Annotated in this window: 18 protein-coding genes; 6 read left to right on the plus strand and 12 right to left on the minus strand. The window is 64.3% G+C overall.

Annotation, left to right across the window (positions count from 1 at the left end; translation table 11 throughout):
- From yidC to AQZ50_RS06715, 6 genes are all read right to left on the minus strand, one after another.
- On the minus strand, positions 1 to 1,848 hold the full coding sequence (yidC, locus tag AQZ50_RS06700) for a membrane protein insertase YidC (protein WP_067744398.1): 1,848 nt from the start codon (positions 1,846 to 1,848) through the stop codon (positions 1 to 3).
- Positions 1,849 to 1,927: 79 nt separating this feature from the next.
- Complete coding sequence (gene yidD, locus AQZ50_RS19990) at positions 1,928 to 2,137, minus strand: membrane protein insertion efficiency factor YidD (protein ID WP_082703453.1); 210 nt, start codon at positions 2,135 to 2,137, stop codon at positions 1,928 to 1,930.
- A complete protein-coding gene (gene rnpA, locus AQZ50_RS06705) occupies positions 2,134 to 2,505 on the minus strand; it encodes a ribonuclease P protein component (protein WP_082703480.1) in 372 nt (123 codons plus the stop codon). The genes yidD and rnpA overlap by 4 nt, the downstream gene beginning before the upstream one ends.
- A gap of 89 nt (positions 2,506 to 2,594) precedes the next feature.
- Entirely contained in the window at positions 2,595 to 2,729 is a 135-nt protein-coding gene (gene rpmH, locus AQZ50_RS19995) for a 50S ribosomal protein L34 (protein ID WP_082703454.1), read from the minus strand.
- Positions 2,730 to 3,116: 387 nt separating this feature from the next.
- Positions 3,117 to 3,911, minus strand: a complete 795-nt coding sequence (locus AQZ50_RS06710; protein WP_067744769.1) for a class I SAM-dependent methyltransferase — start codon at positions 3,909 to 3,911, stop codon at positions 3,117 to 3,119.
- A gap of 202 nt (positions 3,912 to 4,113) precedes the next feature.
- Positions 4,114 to 4,893 carry a universal stress protein gene (locus AQZ50_RS06715; protein ID WP_067744401.1) on the minus strand — a complete coding sequence of 260 codons (780 nt, stop codon included), beginning with the start codon at positions 4,891 to 4,893 and terminating at the stop codon, positions 4,114 to 4,116.
- Between the two features lie 158 nt (positions 4,894 to 5,051).
- Here AQZ50_RS06715 and AQZ50_RS06720 point away from each other — a divergent pair, with 158 nt between their 5' ends.
- Positions 5,052 to 5,711, plus strand: coding sequence for an HAD-IA family hydrolase (locus tag AQZ50_RS06720; RefSeq protein WP_067744403.1), 660 nt, complete (start codon positions 5,052 to 5,054; stop codon positions 5,709 to 5,711).
- Here AQZ50_RS06720 and AQZ50_RS06725 read toward each other — a convergent pair.
- Positions 5,708 to 6,577: a LysR family transcriptional regulator gene (locus AQZ50_RS06725; protein ID WP_067744405.1), complete on the minus strand. Its 870-nt coding sequence runs from the start codon at positions 6,575 to 6,577 to the stop codon at positions 5,708 to 5,710. The genes AQZ50_RS06720 and AQZ50_RS06725 overlap by 4 nt on opposite strands.
- Before the next feature lie 89 nt (positions 6,578 to 6,666).
- On the opposite strand from AQZ50_RS06725, the gene AQZ50_RS06730 reads away from it, so the two are divergent.
- The 3 genes from AQZ50_RS06730 to AQZ50_RS06740 are packed head-to-tail and all read left to right on the plus strand — an operon-like array spanning position 6,667 to position 8,739.
- Positions 6,667 to 7,377, plus strand: coding sequence for a CoA transferase subunit A (locus AQZ50_RS06730; RefSeq protein WP_067744772.1), 711 nt, complete (start codon positions 6,667 to 6,669; stop codon positions 7,375 to 7,377).
- Positions 7,377 to 8,027 carry a CoA transferase subunit B gene (locus tag AQZ50_RS06735; protein WP_067744407.1) on the plus strand — a complete coding sequence of 217 codons (651 nt, stop codon included), beginning with the start codon at positions 7,377 to 7,379 and terminating at the stop codon, positions 8,025 to 8,027. Before AQZ50_RS06730 ends, AQZ50_RS06735 begins: the two co-directional genes overlap by 1 nt.
- 28 nt (positions 8,028 to 8,055) lie before the next feature.
- Positions 8,056 to 8,739: a glutathione S-transferase family protein gene (locus tag AQZ50_RS06740; protein ID WP_067744410.1), complete on the plus strand. Its 684-nt coding sequence runs from the start codon at positions 8,056 to 8,058 to the stop codon at positions 8,737 to 8,739.
- On the opposite strand, the gene AQZ50_RS06745 is transcribed toward AQZ50_RS06740, so the two are convergent.
- On the minus strand, positions 8,724 to 9,131 hold the full coding sequence (locus AQZ50_RS06745; protein ID WP_067744778.1) for a DUF983 domain-containing protein: 408 nt from the start codon (positions 9,129 to 9,131) through the stop codon (positions 8,724 to 8,726). The genes AQZ50_RS06740 and AQZ50_RS06745 overlap by 16 nt on opposite strands.
- Before the next feature lie 128 nt (positions 9,132 to 9,259).
- On the opposite strand from AQZ50_RS06745, the gene AQZ50_RS06750 reads away from it, so the two are divergent.
- Positions 9,260 to 9,895: a lysophospholipid acyltransferase family protein gene (locus tag AQZ50_RS06750; protein ID WP_156427253.1), complete on the plus strand. Its 636-nt coding sequence runs from the start codon at positions 9,260 to 9,262 to the stop codon at positions 9,893 to 9,895.
- On the opposite strand, the gene AQZ50_RS06755 is transcribed toward AQZ50_RS06750, so the two are convergent.
- The 4 genes from AQZ50_RS06755 to AQZ50_RS06770 all read right to left on the minus strand — a co-directional run bounded on the left by AQZ50_RS06755 (position 9,864) and on the right by AQZ50_RS06770 (position 12,990).
- A complete protein-coding gene (locus tag AQZ50_RS06755) occupies positions 9,864 to 10,313 on the minus strand; it encodes a (2Fe-2S) ferredoxin domain-containing protein (protein ID WP_067744415.1) in 450 nt (149 codons plus the stop codon). The two genes, AQZ50_RS06750 and AQZ50_RS06755, sit on opposite strands and share 32 nt — an antisense overlap.
- Before the next feature lie 22 nt (positions 10,314 to 10,335).
- Positions 10,336 to 10,815 carry a DUF2497 domain-containing protein gene (locus AQZ50_RS06760; protein WP_067744418.1) on the minus strand — a complete coding sequence of 160 codons (480 nt, stop codon included), beginning with the start codon at positions 10,813 to 10,815 and terminating at the stop codon, positions 10,336 to 10,338.
- A 91-nt stretch (positions 10,816 to 10,906) separates the two neighbouring features.
- Complete coding sequence (locus AQZ50_RS06765) at positions 10,907 to 12,394, minus strand: TolC family outer membrane protein (protein WP_067744420.1); 1,488 nt, start codon at positions 12,392 to 12,394, stop codon at positions 10,907 to 10,909.
- Positions 12,395 to 12,399: 5 nt separating this feature from the next.
- Entirely contained in the window at positions 12,400 to 12,990 is a 591-nt protein-coding gene (locus AQZ50_RS06770) for a protein-L-isoaspartate O-methyltransferase family protein (RefSeq protein WP_067744423.1), read from the minus strand.
- Positions 12,991 to 13,206: 216 nt separating this feature from the next.
- Here AQZ50_RS06770 and AQZ50_RS06775 point away from each other — a divergent pair, with 216 nt between their 5' ends.
- Positions 13,207 to 14,730, plus strand: coding sequence for a fumarate hydratase (locus AQZ50_RS06775; RefSeq protein WP_231730141.1), 1,524 nt, complete (start codon positions 13,207 to 13,209; stop codon positions 14,728 to 14,730).
- The last annotated feature ends 3 nt before the right edge of the window (positions 14,731 to 14,733 follow it).

Raw genomic sequence — 14,733 nt, forward strand, 5'->3', positions numbered from 1 at the left:
TCAGACTTTCTCGTTGCCGGATTTGCCGTCACGTTTGACCTGGCGATCGATGTCGGTCTGATCCTTCGCCGCCTGCGCCTTCAATTGCGGATGACGGCTGTAAAGATAGCGCTGCTGCGCGATCGTCAGCAGGTTCGAGGTGATCCAGTAGATCAGCAGTCCCGAGGCGAACGTCGACATGACGAACATCATCATCCACGGCATCAGCGACATGACCTGCTGCTGCGACGGGTCCATCGCTGCGGGCTGAAGCTTGAACTGCAGCCACATCGTCGCGCCGAGTGCGATCGCCAGTACACCGATCCCCATGAAACCGGGCGGAGTAAACGGCAGGAGGCCGAACAAGTTGAGCACATGCGTCGGATCGGGCGCCGACAAGTCGTGAATCCAGGCGACAAACGGCTGATGCCGCATTTCGATCGTCAGCACGAGCACTTTGTAGAGCGCAAAGAACACCGGAATCTGGAGGAACATCGGCAGACACCCGGCAAGCGGATTGACCCCCTCTTCCTTGTACAGCGCCATGATTTCCTGTTGCGCGCGCGGCTTGTCGTCCTTGTAGCGTTCCTGGATCGCCTTCATCTTGGGCTGGATCGCGCGCATCGCCGCCATCGAGGCAAACTGGCGCTGCGCCACCGGGAACATCGCCCCGCGCACGATCAGCGTGAGCAGGATGATCGCCACGCCGAAATTCTTGACCGCCTTGAACAGCGAATCGAGCAGCCAGAAGATCGGCTTTTCAAACCAGCGGAACCAGCCCCAGTCGATCGTCAGCGAGAAATTGGCGATGCCCTGCTTTTCATAAGCTTCGAGCACGCTGTTTTCCTTGGCGCCGGCAAAGACGCGCAGCGACTGGCTGGTCGTCTGGTTCGGCGCGACGGTGACTGCGGGATAGACGAGATCGGCGCGGAACAGTCCGCCGCCCAGCGCGCGATAGCTGCCCGCGGGGCGCGAATTGCCGTCCGGGATCAGCGCCGAGAGCCAATAGATGTCGGTAAACCCGATCCAATTGGCCTGGCCCGCCGGAGCGATTTCGCCCGCAGCGGCAATATCCTTGTAATGGCTCGCAAAATTGACCGTACCGTCAAACGCGCCGATCGGGCCCGAATGGACCTGCCACGTATCGAGGCTGGCAGTGCGGTCGGTGCGATTGACCAGGGCAAAGGGGCGCAGGGTAATCGGCGCGGGCGCGGCGTTGGTCACGCTTTGCGCCACGCTCAGCATGTAATTGGCATCGATCGCATAGCGGATCGTGAACGTCTGCCCGGTGGCATTGGCCCAGCGCAAGGTAACCGGGGTCGATTGCGTCAGACGCTTGCCGTCGGCCTGCCACAGCGTGTTGCCCGCAGGCGTCGCCAGACCGTTGTCCCCGACCCAGCCGACTTGCGCAAAATGCTGCGCAGGGCTGCCGGCGGGGGAAAACAGCCGCACCGGCGGGCTGTTCGGATCGCTGGTTTCGCGATGGCGGTTGAGCGTCAGATCGTCGAGCACCGCCCCGACGAGATTGATCGAGCCCTTGACCCCCGGCGCATCGATCGCAACGCGGGTCGGCGCGGCCAGCGCAGCCCTGAGGTCGATCGCCTCGGCGGCCTGGTCTTCGGCTACCTGCAATCCGCCTTCGCGCGTCGGCTTGGCCGGGGCGGCATCGCTGCCCGCAGGGGCTGCGGCATTGGCCGTCGGCCGGGCCGGAGCGCCGGTCGCCGGCACGGGAGCGGCCGCCGATGGCGCCGCCGTTACCGCGTGCTTGTCGCCGAGGTGCGGATAGAAATAGCGTAGACCCAGGTCCCAGCCGATCAGGATGACCCCCATCAGGACCACCGCCCAGATCATGTTGCGCTGATTTTGCACTCTGCCTCGCGTCATTTGTGTCGGTTTGGGGGCACAAGAAACGAACGGGACGACATCTGCCCCAAACGACCTGTTTCTTCTAGGGCACCGGATCGTACCCGCTCCCACCCCACGGGTGGCAGCGCAATAGCCGCTTCAACGTCAGCCAACCACCCCTAAACGCACCGTGGCGTTCAAGCGCCTCGATCGCATAAGCGGAACAGCTTGGCATGTAGCGACATGTCGGCGGCATGACCGCTGAAGGCCCGATCTGCCAGGCCTTGACCAGAAGGATCAGAATGCGCTTCACCGGCGCTTGCCGTTATTCGGGCGCGGACGGCGCGGCGGATCGCCTTTGCCCGCAGCCGCACGAATCAGCGCCGCTTCAAGCTCGGCGCGCAGGGCCGCGAAATCACGCTCGATCCCGCCTTCGCGACCAATCAGGACATGGTCGGCACCGGCCACCCCCAGATGCGGCAGAAGATCGCGCAGCAACGCGCGAAACCGCCGTTTCATCCGGTTGCGCATGACGGCATTGCCGATCTTGCGCGTAACCGTCACGCCAAAGCGGGCACCGTCGATCACAGGCGCAGCGGGGCGCACCAAAAGCACAAAGCCGGGCCTCGCGACCCGGACTCCATGGTTTGCGGCAACGAAATCCGCGCGCTTGCGGATCATGCCCAAGCGCAGAGGCTTCGGGTCAGCGGCGGGATCGCCCTGCAAGGCAGACCCCGATCCGTCCCGGCCCGATTCGCCCTGAGCCGAGGTCAGGCCGAGAGGTTCTTGCGACCACGGGCGCGGCGAGCGCGCAGAATCTTGCGACCACCGACGGTGGCGGTGCGGGCGCGGAAACCGTGACGACGGGCGCGAACAAGAAGGCTGGGCTGAAAAGTGCGCTTCATGGGTATGCTCTTTTATGTTCGAATGGACGAGACAGGATCGGAAAGGAGCAGGGCAAACGAATCCACCCGCCCAACCGGGCCGCACTCGGGAATCAGGCCGCGGCGGATACGCAATGCGCGCCCTTGCGTCAAGGTCGCAGGCCAGCCGGCCGGCCAGTCAGCTGGATTGACTCAAAAAAAATGCCCGACCGTTTCCGGCCGGGCTGAAAAGTTTGGGAGAGGATGCCTGAAAGGCATGCTCTATATGCAGTGCACCCGGTTTTTGTGCAAGTGCGAAATAGGCCGCTTCGGATGCAGTTTTTGCAGGTGTTCAAAAATCTTTGAAAACCAGAATGTTACCGATAACTCCAGAATGTTGCCGATAACTAATGATGGATTCACAGGCTTTCACGGTTTGACGAAGCGAAAGGCAAACCGATCGGTGTGACCGCGCACGCCGGGATCGAACACCGGCACCGTATGCGGATCGTCTTCGCGGTGCAGCGCAGAGCTTTCCCCGTCGAGCACGAAACCGGCCCGGGCAAAGTCCGCGCGCACCCGCGCCGGGTCGATACGGTGAAATTTGCCTGCGGTTTCGCGCGGATCGCCGGGCAGCGCAGCATGATCGATCACGATCACCCGCCCGCCCGGACGCAAGGCCGCAAACCAGTTGCGCAACACCGCATCGACGTCGCGCACGGGGTAATGATACTTCGCCGACGACCAGTAGAGATCGTGATATTCGAGATGGGCAAAGATCACGTCTAGGCTGGCAGGGGCCAGCGCCTGCGCTTCGCCGGGCACATAGAGCGGCCGGATATTGGCATGGCGAGTCAGTATCGGCTGCCATTTCGCCGCATCGTAGTTGGCCGCGACGCCGATCGCGTAAACGAGGCCCCTCGGCCCGACCGCATCGGCGAGCAACTCGGAATAATACCCGCCGCCCGCGCCCCAGTCGGCCACGACGTCGCCCCGGCGCAATTTGGCAAAGGCCAGCATGGCATCGGGCAGGCGCCCGGCATCAAGCGCACGATTGTCGGGCTGACGCGCGGGATCGCCGATGGCCGCAGCGATCTCGCCCGCCGAGACCGGCGCATGATCGTCATGCGCGACGCGATGCGGCGATCGGGCGCCGACCACGGTCGGCGTCAGCGCGATCGCCGATACAAGAGCAAGGGATTGAACAAGACGCCTGGATAGCATGACCACAAACCCCGATGATCCGACCGGCGCGAGACATTCGCGCCCCGTGGCAGCATCGGCGCAGCACCCCGCGCACGTCAATCGTCAATTGCCAATAGCAGATCGCGTAACCAGGCCGACGGGCGCCGGACGTTCATTCCCCCCCGGAAATGCAAACACCCGGCCGCCCGTCGGTGGCAGTGCGCAGACTTGCCGGCCAGCCCTAGTGGGCGAGCAGCAACGGCACTACCGATCGGTCGAGCAGCGCGCGCGAAACGCCGCCCAACAACAGTTCGCGCAAACGGCTCTTGCCGAACAGGCCCATCACGATCAGCCCGGCATCGTGTTCGCGCGCAAAATCCTCGATCGTCGCCGAAATCGAACCGACCCGCTCGGTTTCGTGGCATTCGGCATGAATGTCGTGGCGCGACAGATAGGACGCGGCCTCGGCGGCAGGATAATCGTCGCCCTTTTCGCGCACGGTCAGCAAATGAACCCCGCCCGCCAGCCGCAGCAGCGGAAGCGCCGCACGCAGCGCCGCCGCGCCTTCATGACCACCGTCCCAGGCGACCACCGCCGGCTTGTCAAAAGTCAGCATCGGCGCGCCCTTGGGCACGGCCAGCACCGGCACGCGCACGCCGATGCCGATTTCTTCAAGCGCGGGATCATCAAGGCTGGTCACGACGATGTCGGTAAACCGCGAGGCGCTGGCAACGCCTTCGATGCGGCCTTCATCGATCACCACCACGTCAAACGACACATCCTGCGGAGCCAGTCGCGCATCCAGATCGCTGGCGAGCTTTTCATCGGCGGCACGCACCTGATTGATCGCTTCGGCCGATAGCGCCGCGCCGCCAAACGGCTCCCACAGCGCCAGTTCGGCAAACGGAGTCGCGATCTGGAATGTGACATGGCCATGCACGGCCCGGGCAAGCGCAAGCGCGGTTTCGACACGATCATCAAGCGTTGCCGAATTGTCGACGGGGCACAGAATGGAGCGCATTTGGGATCGTCCTTCTTCTTGTTTCCACTGGTCTGCGCGCCGCCCGGCGAGTCGACCATGATCCACGTCAAATCACGGATCATTGCCCCTTGCCCCGCTTAATCGGTCCCTTAAGAGAGGGCAGACATACCAAGATACTGCACTATCGGGAGAGAGCAATGCAAACATCACGCCGATTCGAGGCGGTGATTTTCGATTTCGGCGGGGTAATCACCGCAAGTCCGTTCGAAGCGTTCAACCGCCTGGAAGCGGAGCACGGATTGCCGCGCGATTTCGTCCGCCGGGTCAATGCGACCAACCCCGAAGCCAATGCCTGGGCCCTGTTCGAACGCGCCGAAATCGACGCTGCGCGGTTTGACGCCCTGTTTGCGCAAGAGGCGGCCGCGCTTGGACACAGGCTCGATGGCGCTTCGGTGCTGGCCGTACTCGCCGGTGCGGTCCGCCCGGCGATGGTCACCGCGCTCGATCAGCTGGCCGGGGCGGGCTATCGCCTGGCCTGCATCACCAACAATGTCCCCACCGGGCACGGCGCAGGCATGGCGCGGGCGGCCGATCGCGCCGATGCGATGGAAGCGATCTTTGCCCGCTTCGAACATGTCATCGAAAGCTCGAAAGTGGCGCTGCGCAAGCCCGATCCGCGCATCTATACCATGATGTGCGACCATCTCGGCCTTGCCCCGGACGCGTGCATCTATCTCGACGACCTGGGCATCAATTGCAAACCGGCCGCCACGCTGGGCATGCACGCGATCAAGGTGACCAGCGGCGCACAGGCGCTGGCGGACTTGTCGGCGGTGCTCGGAATCCCGCTCGGCTAAGGATCGACTTGCAGCAGGGATGCGCGGCGGAACAGTTCGAGCACCAGCGGGTCGCGCTCGATTTCGCGAATCGCCGCTTCGAATTGCAGCTGGCGTTGGGGACGCGGGGCGATTTCGACCAGCGTTCCTGCGGCAAGCTCTGCCCGCACCATCGTTTCGGGCATGACCGCAGCGCCGCGCCCGGCCAGCACGATGTCGATCAGCGTGCGCACATTGTCGCATGTCGCCACCGCGCGCGCCGCCAGCTTTGCGATGGCAAGGCATTCGTGCGTCACCGCATGGAGCGGCGAACTGGGGGGCAGCGCCCAGATCGGGATCGGCTCTGCACCCAGGCTCCGCGCCGTCGTCGCGCTGGCGGCAAAGACCAGCGCCACGGTGCCGATGGCGGCTGTGCGGATGCCGGGAATCGCCACCGGTCCGGCCAGAAAGGCCAGATCGTTGCGCCCCGCCATAAGCTGCTGAACCATGCGCGCGGTCAGGTCGAGCTCCACTTCGAGGACGACACCGGGCAGATCGCGTTCGACATCGCGGACAAAGCCCGGCAGGCAACCGGCAGCGGCGATTTCGCCCGCCCCCACGCGCACCACGCCCGCCACCCCGGCAAAATCGCTCGCGCGGGTCAGCACACGCTCGAACCCGACCCACAGCGGCTCTATTTCGCGCACCAGATCGCGCCCGCGCGCCGTCAGCACCATCAGCCGCCCTTCGCGACGGAACAGATCGACCCCCAGTTGATCCTCGATTTCGCGCACCCGCGCCGAGATTGCGGGCTGCGTCGTGTTGAGCCGTTCGGCGGCGGCGCGAAACGTGCCGAGCCGGGCAATCCACAGCAACGTTTCAAAATGATAGATGGCCAATCTTTTCATAAGCGTTGTTTATCGAATTTCATAAAAAAGTAGCGCTGTTTTCGATGGATCGAAGCGATTACGATGCCCCCTGTCAAAGGGAGAGATTCATGGCCAACAAGCTCTATCCCGACGCCACAGCCGCGCTTGACGGGCTGCTGCGCGACGGGCTGCTGATCGCCTGCGGTGGGTTCGGGCTCTGCGGAGTTCCCGAACGCCTGCTCGATGCGGTGCGCGAATCGGGGGTGAAGAACCTGACGTTCGCGTCAAACAACGCCGGGATCGACAACGAAGGCATCGGCAAACTGCTGCGCACGCGCCAGGTCAGCAAGATGATCTCGTCCTATGTCGGCGAAAACAAGGAATTCGAGCGCCAGTATCTGTCGGGCGAGCTTGAAGTCGAATTCTGCCCGCAAGGCACTTTGGCCGAGCGCATGCGCGCGGGCGGCGCGGGTATCCCCGGATTCTACACCAAGACCGGCGTCGGCACGCTGGTCGCCGAGGGCAAGGAAGTCAAAACCTTCGACGGGCAGGACTTTATCCTCGAACGCGGCATCTTTGCCGATCTCGCGCTGGTCAAGGCGTGGAAAGCCGACGAGACCGGCAATGTCGTGTTTCGCAAGACCGCGCGCAATTTCAACGTGCCTGCGGCAACCTGCGGCAAAGTCTGCGTCGTCGAAGTCGAAGAGATCGTGCCCACCGGCAGCCTCGATCCCGATTCGATTCACTTGCCGGGCGTCTATGTCCAGCGGATCGTGCTCGGCGCGCCTTATGACAAGAAAATCGAATTCCGCACGACCCGCGCACGGGAGAACGCATGATGAGCCAGGCAAAAACGGGGTGGACCCGCGACGAAATGGCCGCACGCGCCGCGCGCGAGCTGGAAGACGGCTTTTATGTGAACCTCGGCATCGGCATCCCGACCCTGGTGGCAAACCACATCCCGGCAGGGATGACGGTGACGCTCCAATCGGAAAACGGCATGCTCGGCATCGGGCCCTTTCCCTATGACGACGAAGTCGATCCCGATCTGATCAACGCGGGCAAGCAGACCATCAGCGAATTGCCGCAGTCGGCCTATTTCGACAGCGCGGCGAGCTTTGCGATGATCCGGGGCGGGCATATCGACCTGACCGTGCTCGGCGCGATGGAAGTGTCGGAAAGCGGCGACATCGCCAACTGGATGGTGCCGGGCAAGATGATCAAGGGCATGGGCGGGGCGATGGACCTTGTCGCCGGGGTCAAGAAAATCATCGTCGTCATGGAACATTGCGCCAAGGACGGCAGCGCCAAGTTCATCCCCGCCTGCACTTTGCCGCTGACCGGGCGCAATGTCGTCGACATGATCGTCACCGACCTCGCCGTGTTTGCGCGGCCCGACCATGGCGCCCCGTTCCGGCTGGTCGAGCTGGCCCCCGGCGTCACCGCCGAAGACGTCGCGGCCAAGACCACGGCGCACTACGTGGCATAATCCGGCGGGCGGTGATAAGCGGGGCGACATGAACACGCTGATCACCGCCAACCGGAACTATTCGAGCTGGTCGCTGCGCCCGTGGGTGCTGATGCGCGCGCTGGGCATTCCTTTCGTCGACCGCGTCGAGCCGTTTGCCCAGGCCGTGAACTGGCAGGCGTTCCGCGCCTTTTCGCCGACCGGGCAAGTGCCTGTGCTGATCGACGGCGCAACGACGGTGTGGGATTCGCTGGGGATCACGCTCTATCTCGCCGACCGGCACGCCGGGATCTGGCCCGAGGAGCCGGTTGCGCGCGCCTTTGCCCAAGCGGTCGTGGCCGAAATGCACGGCGGCTTTTCAGCCTTGCGCAATCGCTGCACGATGAATGTCGGCGTGCGCGCAAGACTGCCGGAAATCGATGCCGAGCTTGCGCGCGACTTGGCCCGGATTGGCGAAATCCTTGGGCAGGGGCTCGACCGCTTTGGCGGGCCCTGGCTGGCGGGATCGGCCTTTACCGCAGCCGACGCATTCTATGCCCCGGTCGCCTTTCGCATCCGCACGTATGGGCTCGATGTCGGGCCTGTGGGCGCACAATGGGTCGAAAGCGTGCTGGCGCACCCGGCGATGCGCGAATGGGAAAGCGCCGCGCTCGCCGAGACGTGGCGCGAAGTCGAGCATGAGGCCGACCTTGCCCGCTGCGGCGCGATCACGGCCGATTATCGCGCGTCGTGATCGTGTGAATCAAGCTTTGCCCAGCTGCTTTCGGTCCCCGCCTGCACCGCGTCATTGAGATATTGCGAGGCGACCAGCCAGCCTTTGAACGGGCGCAGCGACCCCAGGCACCCCACCGCGAGAATCGGCACCGACACGAGCGCGTGAACCCACCACGGCGGATCGAATTCGACCTCCAGCCACACCGCGATGAACGTCAGCGGAAACGCGGTGATGCACAGCGCAAAGAACGCCGGGCCATCGTCGGCATGGGCAAATTTGTAATCGAGCCCGCAATTGGGGCAGCGATCGGCCAGTTTGAGCCAGCCGTTGAACATCGACGCCTTGCCGCATTCGGGGCACGTGCCGTTCCAGCCGGACCGCAGAATGCGCTTGAGCTTAACATTGTGAATCAAGCCCAAGGCCGCATCTCCCGTTATCTGTGTTGTTGCAACGTTGTACGCCACCACGGCACCGCCCGGCAAGCCGTTCGACTTGGCGGCGTTCGCGGTGTAAGCGCCCCGCAACCGGGGGGATCACCATGAACGACGTACCACATTCCGACGGGTCTCGCGATCCGGCACGCCCCGCCATCGGAGCGATGTCGCGCCTGACGAAGGCCGCGCTGCTGACATTCTATCGCCGACAGGGATGGCGCGCGGTCGGCACGCCCCCGCCCGGCGGTCGCTATATCCTGATCGCCGCGCCGCACACGTCGAACTGGGATTTCGTGTTTTTCCTCGGTCTGGCCGAATCGCTGGGGATCGATCCGCATTTCATGGCCAAGGACAGCCTGTTTCGCTGGCCCATGGGCGGTTTCATGCGCGACATGGGGGGAATTTTGGTCAACCGGGCGGGGCGCAGCGACATGGTCGCCACCATGATCGACGAATTTGCCCGCCGCGACCGCTTTGCGCTGACCATCGCGCCCGAAGGCACGCGCAGCAAGGTCCGTTCATGGCGCAGCGGATTCTATCACATTGCGATGGGCGCGGGAGTGCCGATCGTGCCCGGTTTCATGGACTATGCCAAACGCATCGGCGGAGTCGGCCCGGCGATCATGCCCACCGGCGACTATCGCGCCGACATGATGCGCATCGCCGAAACCTATCGCGATGTCATCCCGCGCCATCCCGGCCGCGGGCTTACCGACTTCCAGTCGATGATCGGGGCGTGAGCGGCGATGGCGGGGTGAGCGGCGATGGCGGGGTGAGCCGATAGTCCTCGACCGGGCGGCCCTGCCCCAGATGTTCGACAATGATCCGTTCGAGCACTGCCGGACTGCACGAATGATACCAGACCCCTTCGGGATAGACCACCGCAACCGGCCCGGCGAGACAGACGCGCAGGCAACCCGCCTTGCTGCGTAACACCCCGACATGGCCGCCAAGCCCGAGTTCGCCGAGCCGCCGTTTCAGATAGGCCCAGCTTTCGCGCCCCTTTTCGCGCGGGCAGCATTTGTCCTGTTCGGGATCGACGCACAAGAAGATGTGCCGCCGGGGCGCAAACCCGCCTAACAGCGCCAGCGCGCGCTCGGCCTGTTCGATCGTTTCAGGATCGGCCGTTGCAGGATCAGCAGCGGCGTCTTCGTTCATGACCCGATCCCCGTGATGCCGATCAGCCCTTTTTGCGCACGATTCGGGCGATTTCCGCAGCGACCAGCCGCTCGACCATCGGCGGCAGATGTGTGTCGAGCCATTCGGCCAGCATCGGCCGCAGGAGCTCGCGCACCAGCCCTTCGAGCGAGGTTTCACCGGCGCGCACGATCTGCGGCCGGGCGCCCGGTTCGGCCAGCATGGCCAGCGCAGCCAGCGAATCGCGCATGGCCGACGTCGTCACATCATTGAGCAGCGGGCTATCGCCGCTCTCTTCATCGTCGTCCTCGAAAGCGCCATCATCGTGCGCCGCCGATCCACGCGCAGGGCCCTTGCGTTCGGCCCCCAGCACTTGCGCGGCGACTTCGCCAAGATCGAGCACATCGCCGCCACGGCGGCGCGCATCGTCACGCCGACCGGATTCGATCCGGCTGTCGCGCGCGATCACTTTCTTGATCGACGAAAGGATTTCCTCGACCGAGGGTTCACCCGCCTGACGCATGCTTGTCGCGATCCCCTGCTAAAAAAACCGTGCGAGCTTTGCGAATCACCAAAGCCTGCCCACAGGCAAGCGAGTATCACGGCCCCTTTCATTACGGTAGGGGCTGCGGCGGCACCTCGGCATCTTGCGCAGGGGTGTTTGCCGTCGCGGTCGATTGGCGCACCGGCGTCGGATCGCGGTGCCAGTCGTTGGCATCGCCCGCCGCATGATCGTAATGCACTTGCGGATCATAGAGCGCGGCGCCGAGATCGCCATCGAGCGCGAGATCCTTCGATTGCGCCTTGCCCATCGCTGCCAGCAAGTTGAACCCGGCGACATAGGCGTTGCGCTTTGCCGTCACCAGATTGACCTGGGAGTTGAGCAATTCCTGCTCGGCATCGAGGATATTGAGAATCGTGCGATTGCCCACGGTGTTTTCGGCACGCACGCCTTCGAGACTGAGCGCGGCGGCATCGACGGCGGTCTGATTGAGCGAAATCGCATCGTTGGCGGCTTTCCACGCGGCAAAGTCGGCGCGCACGGTGGCGATCACTTCGCGCTCGACCGAAATCTCGTGTTCGTCGGCGGCGCCTTCGTTGGCCTGGGCCTGGCGGATCTGCGCGCTGGGCAACCCGCCCTGATAGAACGGGATCGTCGCCTGCAACCCGATCTGCGCGGTGCCGCTATGCGGCAGGCTGCCGACCTGAAGCGCCTGCGCCGGAAGCGTGCCGAGATAGTTGGCATAAGCGGCCGAACCGACCACGGCGACTTTGGGCAGCCGCGAGGCATCGGCGGTTTTCACGTCATAGCCCGCCGCCCTGGTCGCCAGCCGCGCGGCGGCAAGGTCAGGATTGCTTTCGAGCGCGACTTGCACGGCATCGTCGGGCGCATGCGGCAATCCGGCCAGCGGCGGCGGCGTTTCAAGCTGGCCGGGGACATGGCCGACCGCCTGAATATAGCGTTCGCGCGCCGCGATCAGGTTTGATTCCGCATTGCGCAATGCCGCGCGGCCCTGCGCAAGGCGCGAATTCGACTGGGCCACGTCGGTGCGGGTGACATCGCCGATTTCAAAGCGGTCGCTCGTCGCCTTGAGGTTGACTTCGAGCACCTGCACATTGTTGCGGTTGAGCGAGACGATCGCGGCATTGAGCGTGACATCCAGATAGGCCGCCACGACTTGCGAAAACACGCCCGTTTCCGTGCCGAGCAAACTGGCCTGGCCCTGCTTCACCCGTGTCTTGGCCGCATCGATCGCGCTTCTGACTCCGCCGCCGGAATAGATCGGCGCGCTGAACGACGTCGATGCCTGAAACGTGTCGCTGGGATAGAAGTCATAGGCGCCATAAGCCGTCTTTTCGACGGTATGGGCATAGCTGACCGAGCCTTGCAGGCTGGGCAGGCCTTGCGCGCGGGCGATCGGCACGGTCTCGTCGGTCGCGCGCTGGCTGGCGCGCGCCGAGGCGAGATCCGGATTGTTGCCATAGGCCGCGATCAACGCTTCGCGCAGCGTTTCCGCCCCGGCTGTTTCTGTCAGCGCCGCCGTCGGTGCGATAAACATCGCCGCACCGATCAGCAGACGGCCCCATCCTCTCCGCTGCATGGAATTCAGAAGCTCCAGGTCTTCTTGGCCGCAAATTCGGGCAAGGCGGCAAAATCGGCCTCGGACAGCTTGGTGAACACCAGCTCGCCCAGCACGCGGCGACCGATCGCCAGCCGCGCCACGCCGCGCTCGATCAGCCCGGTGATCACCCGGCCCTGATCGGCCAGCACAGCGCCCAGCGATTCGGGCGCAACTTCGATCGCGCCGTCGATCAGGATCAGCGAATAGGGCGCATTCGCGCTCCAGTCGCCATCGGGCGCCGCCACGGTGACTTTTTGCGCCAGCCTTGCGGCCAGCGCGCCGAGATAGGCACCGGGCTTGCCGATCACCAGGATGTGGTCGGTGGCCACCGGTTCGGCGGCGATCAGCATCTGCCCATGGGTCAGCGCCGGCGCCAGCACGGTGCCGTCGCCCAGCGGCACGGCGCGATCGATATAGGCGATCGACCGGGCAGCCTCGGGCACGAAATCTTCGCGTGCAACGGCGGCAAAAGCGGCCAGAATCGTCAGATCGTTGACTCCGCTCACCCGAAGCTGGCTGTCGATCATCGCGCGGCGCGCCGCGTCAAACCCTACGCGTTCTTCCACCAAGGTCATGAATTCCCTCGTTAGCTGATGTACCGGCGCAAGCGCGCCATCGGGGGGCTGTCCCCCGATCTTGGCCAAAGCTCTAGATTATCGTCTGGGCCGCGCCAAGTTATTTGCATGTCGTGCGTCGAGGCGTAAGGGGCCTTTCGACGAATGGACCGGCAAATCGCAGGCGCTCCGACCATCCCTGGCGAGCCCTGCCGCGCGATGAAAGGTGCAAGACAGATGGCAGACATGGTAACGATCCGCGAGGCGGACCTGATCGACAGCGTCGCCGACGCGTTGCAGTACATCAGCTATTTCCACCCGATGGATTACATCCGCGCGCTGGGCGAAGCCTACAAGGCGGAACAAGGCCCCGCGGCCAAGGACGCGATCGCGCAGATCCTGACCAACAGCCGGATGTGCGCCGAAGGCCACCGCCCGATCTGCCAGGACACCGGCATCGTCAACGTCTTCATCAAGTGGGGCCAGGATTGCCGGCTCGACAGCGACCAGAGCCTGCAGGACGTGGTCGATGAAGGCGTGCGCCGCGCCTATCTCAATCCCGACAACAAGCTGCGCGCCTCGGTGCTGGCCGACCCGGCCTTCACCCGCCGCAACACCCGCGACAACACCCCTTGCGTGCTCCATGTCGAAATGGTCCGGGGCAACACGATCAGCGTCGATGTCGCGGCCAAGGGCGGCGGCAGCGAAAACAAGTCGAAGTTCAAGATGATGAACCCCAGCGATTCGATCGTCGACTGGGTGCTGGAAATGCTGCCGCAGATGGGCGCGGGCTGGTGCCCGCCGGGCATGCTCGGCATCGGCATCGGCGGCACGGCGGAACATTGCGTGCTGCTGGCGAAAAAGGCGCTGATGGAGCCGATCGACATGGCCCAGCTCAAGGAGCGCGGCCCCCGGACCGACATCGAGCGCCTGCGCATCGAGATCTTTGACAAAGTCAACGCACTGGGCATCGGCGCGCAAGGTCTTGGCGGGCTGTCGACCATTCTCGATGTGAAGATCATGGACGCGCCCTGTCATGCCGCAGGCAAGCCGGTGGCGATGATCCCCAATTGCGCCGCGACACGCCACGCGCATTTCGTGCTCGACGGGTCGGGGCCTGCGTTCCTCGAAGCGCCAAAGCTCGACGAATGGCCCGATGTTCACTGGACCGCCGACGCCTCGGCCAAGCGAGTCAATCTCGACACGCTGACCGCCGCAGACGTGCAAAGCTGGAAGCAGGGCGATCGCCTGTTGCTCAACGGCAAGATGCTGACCGGGCGCGATGCCGCGCACAAGCGGATCAAGGACATGCTGGCCAAGGGCGAGCCGCTGCCGGTCGATTTCAAGGGCCGGGTGATCTATTACGTCGGCCCGGTCGATCCCGTGCGCGACGAAGTGGTCGGCCCCGCCGGTCCGACGACCGCAACGCGCATGGACAGCTTCATGGACATGATGCTCGATCAGGGCCTGCTCGCCTGCGTCGGCAAGGCGGAGCGCGGCCCCGCCGCGACGCAGTCGATTGCCAATCACAAGTCGGCCTATCTGATGGCAGTGGGCGGCGCGGCCTATCTGGTCGCGCGCGCGATAAAGCAGTCGAAAGTGGTCGGGTTCGAGGATCTGGGCATGGAAGCGATCTATGAATTCACCGTCGAGGACATGCCGGTAACGGTCGCGGTCGATTGCGAAGGCCAGAACGTGCACCAGCTTGCACCGCTGGTGTGGAAGAAGAAAATCGCCGAGGAACACTTGCTGCCGGGCTGATCG

It is taken from the genome of Novosphingobium sp. Fuku2-ISO-50 (assembly GCF_001519055.1).
In the GTDB taxonomy this organism is placed as follows: Bacteria; Pseudomonadota; Alphaproteobacteria; order Sphingomonadales; family Sphingomonadaceae; genus Novosphingobium.

What these genes read in the sequence shown, in the direction of transcription:
- AQZ50_RS06720 (WP_067744403.1), top strand. Translation starts at nt 5,052, where the DNA reads ATGCAAACATCACGCCGATTCGAGGCGGTGATTTTCGATTTCGGCGGG.
- AQZ50_RS06775 (WP_231730141.1), top strand. Translation starts at nt 13,207, where the DNA reads ATGGCAGACATGGTAACGATCCGCGAGGCGGACCTGATCGACAGCGTC.
- AQZ50_RS06715 (WP_067744401.1), bottom strand. Translation starts at nt 4,893, where the DNA reads ATGCGCTCCATTCTGTGCCCCGTCGACAATTCGGCAACGCTTGATGAT.
- AQZ50_RS06760 (WP_067744418.1), bottom strand. Translation starts at nt 10,815, where the DNA reads ATGCGTCAGGCGGGTGAACCCTCGGTCGAGGAAATCCTTTCGTCGATC.
- AQZ50_RS06750 (WP_156427253.1), top strand. Translation starts at nt 9,260, where the DNA reads ATGAACGACGTACCACATTCCGACGGGTCTCGCGATCCGGCACGCCCC.
- AQZ50_RS06725 (WP_067744405.1), bottom strand. Translation starts at nt 6,577, where the DNA reads ATGAAAAGATTGGCCATCTATCATTTTGAAACGTTGCTGTGGATTGCC.
- AQZ50_RS06730 (WP_067744772.1), top strand. Translation starts at nt 6,667, where the DNA reads ATGGCCAACAAGCTCTATCCCGACGCCACAGCCGCGCTTGACGGGCTG.
- AQZ50_RS06710 (WP_067744769.1), bottom strand. Translation starts at nt 3,911, where the DNA reads ATGCTATCCAGGCGTCTTGTTCAATCCCTTGCTCTTGTATCGGCGATC.
- rnpA (WP_082703480.1), bottom strand. Translation starts at nt 2,505, where the DNA reads ATGATCCGCAAGCGCGCGGATTTCGTTGCCGCAAACCATGGAGTCCGG.
- AQZ50_RS06735 (WP_067744407.1), top strand. Translation starts at nt 7,377, where the DNA reads ATGAGCCAGGCAAAAACGGGGTGGACCCGCGACGAAATGGCCGCACGC.
- AQZ50_RS06740 (WP_067744410.1), top strand. Translation starts at nt 8,056, where the DNA reads ATGAACACGCTGATCACCGCCAACCGGAACTATTCGAGCTGGTCGCTG.
- AQZ50_RS06765 (WP_067744420.1), bottom strand. Translation starts at nt 12,394, where the DNA reads ATGCAGCGGAGAGGATGGGGCCGTCTGCTGATCGGTGCGGCGATGTTT.
- AQZ50_RS06755 (WP_067744415.1), bottom strand. Translation starts at nt 10,313, where the DNA reads ATGAACGAAGACGCCGCTGCTGATCCTGCAACGGCCGATCCTGAAACG.
- AQZ50_RS06770 (WP_067744423.1), bottom strand. Translation starts at nt 12,990, where the DNA reads ATGACCTTGGTGGAAGAACGCGTAGGGTTTGACGCGGCGCGCCGCGCG.
- rpmH (WP_082703454.1), bottom strand. Translation starts at nt 2,729, where the DNA reads ATGAAGCGCACTTTTCAGCCCAGCCTTCTTGTTCGCGCCCGTCGTCAC.